The sequence below is a fragment of the Streptomyces anandii JCM 4720 genome (assembly GCF_014650655.1).
Taxonomy (GTDB): Bacteria; Actinomycetota; Actinomycetes; order Streptomycetales; family Streptomycetaceae; genus Streptomyces; species Streptomyces anandii.
In genome coordinates this window covers 104,312-108,635 of the sequence record NZ_BMVJ01000012.1, presented here as the reverse complement: position 1 = coordinate 108,635, position 4,324 = coordinate 104,312, and the positions used below count along the sequence as shown (strand labels likewise).

4 protein-coding genes and 1 pseudogene are annotated in these 4,324 nt (G+C 74.9%); 2 read left to right on the top strand and 3 right to left on the bottom strand.

From position 1 onward, the window contains the following. Positions 1–735, bottom strand: a 735-nt coding sequence (locus IE249_RS38090; protein WP_229858990.1) for a YfhO family protein, incomplete at its 3' end; no start/stop codon positions are given. A gap of 261 nt (positions 736–996) precedes the next feature. Between IE249_RS38090 and IE249_RS22065 the strand changes: the two genes are divergently transcribed. Beyond that, positions 997–1,443 (top strand): DUF6314 family protein, encoded by a 447-nt coding sequence (locus tag IE249_RS22065; protein WP_189707299.1) that lies wholly within the window; start codon positions 997–999, stop codon positions 1,441–1,443. On the opposite strand, the gene IE249_RS22060 is transcribed toward IE249_RS22065, so the two are convergent. Together IE249_RS22060 and IE249_RS22055 are read right to left on the bottom strand one after the other, a co-directional pair. Next, entirely contained in the window at positions 1,425–2,018 is a 594-nt protein-coding gene (locus IE249_RS22060; protein WP_189707116.1) for a histidine phosphatase family protein, read from the bottom strand. The genes IE249_RS22065 and IE249_RS22060 overlap by 19 nt on opposite strands. Positions 2,019–2,200: 182 nt before the next feature. Then, complete coding sequence (locus tag IE249_RS22055; protein ID WP_189707114.1) at positions 2,201–3,646, bottom strand: aminotransferase-like domain-containing protein; 1,446 nt, start codon at positions 3,644–3,646, stop codon at positions 2,201–2,203. Between IE249_RS22055 and IE249_RS22050 the strand changes: the two are divergent. Continuing rightward, a pseudogene (locus IE249_RS22050) lies at positions 3,645–4,324 on the top strand (DMT family transporter); the annotation flags it as partial. The gene IE249_RS22055 and the pseudogene IE249_RS22050 sit on opposite strands and share 2 nt — an antisense overlap.

Sequence of the window (4,324 nt, the reverse complement as noted above, 5' to 3'; positions counted from 1 at the left end):
CACCCCGAGCGCCGCCGTCACCGCCGCCCGCCCGGCCACCGCGAGCGCCCGCCGGCGCGGCAGCCCGGCGAGCCACAGCCGCAGCAGCAGGACCAGGGCGGCGCCGAGCGTGGCCATGTAGGCGGTGTAGAAGTTGGCGACCCAGGCGGCCGTCACGACCAGTACGCCGAGGAAGCGCCGCCGTCCGGTCAGCGCCCACTCGCCGGCCAGGCACAGCAGCGGCAGGGCGACGAGCCCGTCGAGCCACATCGGGTTGTACGCGGCGTCCGCCACGCTCCAGCCGCACAGCGCGTAGGAGGCGCCGAGCAGTCCGGCCGCCCACCAGCGGCCGGGGCGCAGGGCCGGCAGCAGCCAGGCCATGGCGGCGCCGGCGCACACCGTCTTCAGCAGGGTGACCACGTACACCGCGAGGTCGATCTCGTCGCGCGGGAACACCCCGACCAGCAGGGCGAACGGGCTGCCGAGGTAGGTGCCGAGGTCGGGCAGGAAGCTGGATCCGAAGCCGGACTGCCAGTTGACGAGGAGTCCGCCGTCGGCCCGTCCGTGCAGCAGGTCCCACAGGTGCGCGTGGAAGGGGACGTACTGGTTGCCGAGGTCGTTCACGCTGCGGGTGCGGGGTCCGAAGGGGAAGCTGCGGGCGACGGCGTCGGCGGCGCAGAACGCGATGGCGGTGAGCGCCGCCGCGAGGAGGGCGGCGGCCCGCGCGGGGTTCCCTCGCGGCGTGGAACGGTCCATTTACGGCTTTCCCCCAGGCAATTCGTCGGTGCGTCCATTCAGACGGGCGGCCTTTCCGGATGGTTGTCCGCCCGGCGGAAAAATATGGCACGAATTCGGATTACCCGGGGACCGGCTCAATTCCCGTTGCGGAAAAGGAAACAGAAGTCGTCCCGGAAATGATCCGGGGGTTAATGAATTCCGTACGCACGCTCACCGGGGCGCGCGGTGGCAGGATGGGCGGTGTCGGGCGGCGGCGAGGAACGGAGTGTGCGGACGGCGATGGGCGGCGAGGTCTGGCCGGTTGCGGACGTACTGGCGTATCTGGCCGGGAGCTGGCGGGTGCGCCGTTCGGTGCGGGATCTGGCGAGCGGCGAGGACGGCCGGTTCACCGGCACCACGGCCTTCGAGGCGCTGGACGGCGGCGGGCTGCTGCACCTGGAGTCGGGCACCTTCGTCTGGCGGGGCGTGGCCCGGCCCGCCCACCGGACGCTGCGGTTCCTGCCCGGCGCCGCGCCCGGGACGGCGGACGTGCGGTTCGCGGACGGGCGCCCCTTCCACGACCTGGACCTGCGCTCGGGCCGGCACAGCGCCGGCCACCCCTGCGCCGCGGACCTGTACCGGGGTGAGTTCACCGTGCGGGACGCGGACCACTGGCGCACGGTGTGGCGGGTTGGCGGCCCGGCGAAGGACCTCGTGCTGACGACGGACTACGAGCGGGACGCCTGAGCCGGAATGCCGTCCAGGCAGAGGTTCCAGCGGCCGCCGCGTCCGGCGACGGTGATGGCGGACAGGGGGCGCACGTCGATGTTCCAGTACGTCGACGGGGGCGCCTTGAGCGCGTAGACGAGGGCGGCGCGGATCACCGAGGGCTCGGCGACGGCGACGACGCGGCAGCCGTCCTCCAGGGGCCGGGTGTCGAGCCAGCCGCCGACCCGGGAGATGAAGGTCAGCAGCGACTCGCCGCCGTGCGGGGTGCCGCGCGGGTCGGCGAGCCAGGCGTCCACGGCTTGCGGCTCGCGGGCCATCGCCTCGCCGAGGGTGAGCCCGCGCCAGCGGCCCATGTCGCAGTCGCGCAGGGCGAGCTGGACGAGGGGCGCGTAGCCGAGGGCGTCACCGGTGGCGCGGCTGCGGGGGGTCGGGGAGCAGTAGCGCAGGTCGGCGGCGGCCAGCGGCAGCAGGCCGGGGGCGATGTGCTGCACCTCGTCCCAGCCCGCCTGGTCCAGTGGCCGGTCGTCGTCGAAGCGCTCGGCGAGCAGCGGGGAGCTGCGTGCGGCGGCGACGAATGTGACCCGAAGTGCCATGCGGCGATCGTGAGCCGCTCAAGTGGGCAGGTCAAGGGGTGTTACCTGTGGGTTACCGAGGGTGTACGAAAACTTACTTCAAGGCGAGGGCCAAGGAGCGGGACAAGTGGCGGAACCCGGGACAACACATCCGGAATCACCGCGTCCGCCGTCGAGACCGCACGGCTCCGTCCCCCTCCGCCTCACAGGACCTCCGTACACGCGGCGCCCAGCCGGCGCACACCCTCGGCGATCTCGGCCGTGCCGCCGACCGCGGCGAAGCTCAGGCGGGCGTGGGCGGCCGGGGGTTCGGCGCTGAAGTAGGGGCGGCCCGGGGTGATGGCCACGCCGGCGCGCAGGGCCGCGGCGGTCAGGGCGGTCTCGTCGGTGCCGTCGGGCAGCCGCAGCCACAGGTGGTAGCCGCCGGAGGGGATGTGCGGGAGGGCGAGCCGGGGCAGGTTCAGGCGCAGCGCGCCGGTCATGGCCTCCCGGCGGGCTCTCAACTCGGCGGAGACCGCCCGCAGATGGCGCGGCCAGGCTGGCGAGCCGACGAGTTCGAGGGCCGCCTCCTGCAGCGGCCTGGGCACGAAGAAGCTGTCCACCACCTGGATCGCGCGCAGCCGTTCGAGCACCGGGCCGCGGGCGGCCAGCGCGCTCACCCGGAAGCTGGGCGAGGTGGCCTTGGTCAGCGAGCAGACGTGCACCACCACCCCGTCCGGGTCGTCGGCGGCCAGCGGGGGCGGCAGCGGCCCGGCGTCCTCGTGGACCAGCCGCCGTACGAAGTCGTCCTCGACGACGAAGGCGCCGGCCTCACGGGCGGTCCGCAGCACCTGGGCGCGGCGGGCGGGGGCGAGCACGGCGCCGGTGGGGTTCTGAAACAGGGGCTGGCAGACGAACACGCGGGCACCGCTGGCCCGGAAGGCGTCGGCCAGCAGCTTTGGCTTCACCCCGTCGGCGTCGACGGGCACGGGCACGGGATGCAGCCCGCAGGAGCGGGCGATGGCCAGCATGCCGGGATACGTGGGCGACTCGACCAGTACGGGAGCGCCGGGCGGGGCGAGTGCCCGCAGGGCGGTGGTCAGCGCGGACTGGCCGCCCGCACCGATCAGCACCTCGGCCGCGGTGACGGAGCCGCCGGGGCCGCCGATGCTGCGCGCGAACCACTCGCGCAGTTCCGGCAGGCCCTCCAGCGGGGGCCGCCCCCAGGCACCAGGGCGGCGGCCGGCACGGGAGAGCGCGGCGGCCATGGCCCGCTCGGGCTGGAGCGAGGGGTGCAGATAGCCGCCGTTGAACTCGATCACGCCGGGCGGCGGCGCGGCGAGCGAGACGGTGACCCCGGAGGCGTCCACCGTGCGCGGCACGAGGTCGGCGGCGCCGTCCGCGCTCAGGGCGACCTCCTGCCAGGAGGTGTCGCCCGCCGCGGCGGCCGCCGGCGCGGCCGGCTCGGCGCGGAACGCTCCGGCGCCGGGGCGGGTGACCACCAGCCCCTCGGCCACGAGCTGCGCGAGCGCCCGCGAGACGGTCACCGGACTGACCCGGTGCCGCTCGACCAGGGCCCGGCTGGACGGGAGCTTTCCACCCGGTGAGTAGCGGTCGAGCTCCTGTCGCAGCTCTTGGGCGAGCTCATCCACGCTGCTACGCTGTTGCATGAGAGCAAAGAGTAGCGCTATCGCACCGGACCGGATAGCGGTCGCCACCATCCCGCCCGCGGTGTCCGAGGCGCACGCCGGGGGCGTCGGCACCGGCGCCGGTCTCCTCCAGGCCGGGCTCGGAGTCGTCGCCTTCTCCCTCACCTTCCCGGCCACCGCCTGGGGTCTGGAGAGCTTCGGGCCCTGGACACTGGTGGCCGTGCGCAGCGTGCTCGCGGCTCTCGTCGCGGGCGCCTGTCTGCTCGCGCTGCGCGTAGCGCCCCCCGCCCGCCGCCACTGGCCCGCCCTCGCGGTAGTCGCCGCGGGAGTGGTCGTGGGTTTCCCGCTGCTGACCACGCTCGCCCTGGAGACCTCCACCACCGCGCACGCCGCCGTGGTCGTCGGCCTGCTGCCGCTCACCACCGCTCTGCTGTCCGCGCTGCGCGTCGGGGCCCGGCCCTCGCGGACCTTCTGGGCGGCGGCGCTGGTGGGTGCGGCCGCCGTGGCCGCCTTCACCGTCCAGCAGAGCGGCGGCGCCCTGACCTCCGCGGACGCCTACCTCTTCGGCGCCCTGCTGGTGTGCGCCGCCGGGTACACCGAGGGCGGGCGGCTGGCGCGGCTCATGCCCGGCTGGCAGGTGATCGGCTGGGCGCTGGTGCTGTGCCTGCCGATCGGGGTGCCCGCCGCGGCGCTGGCGCT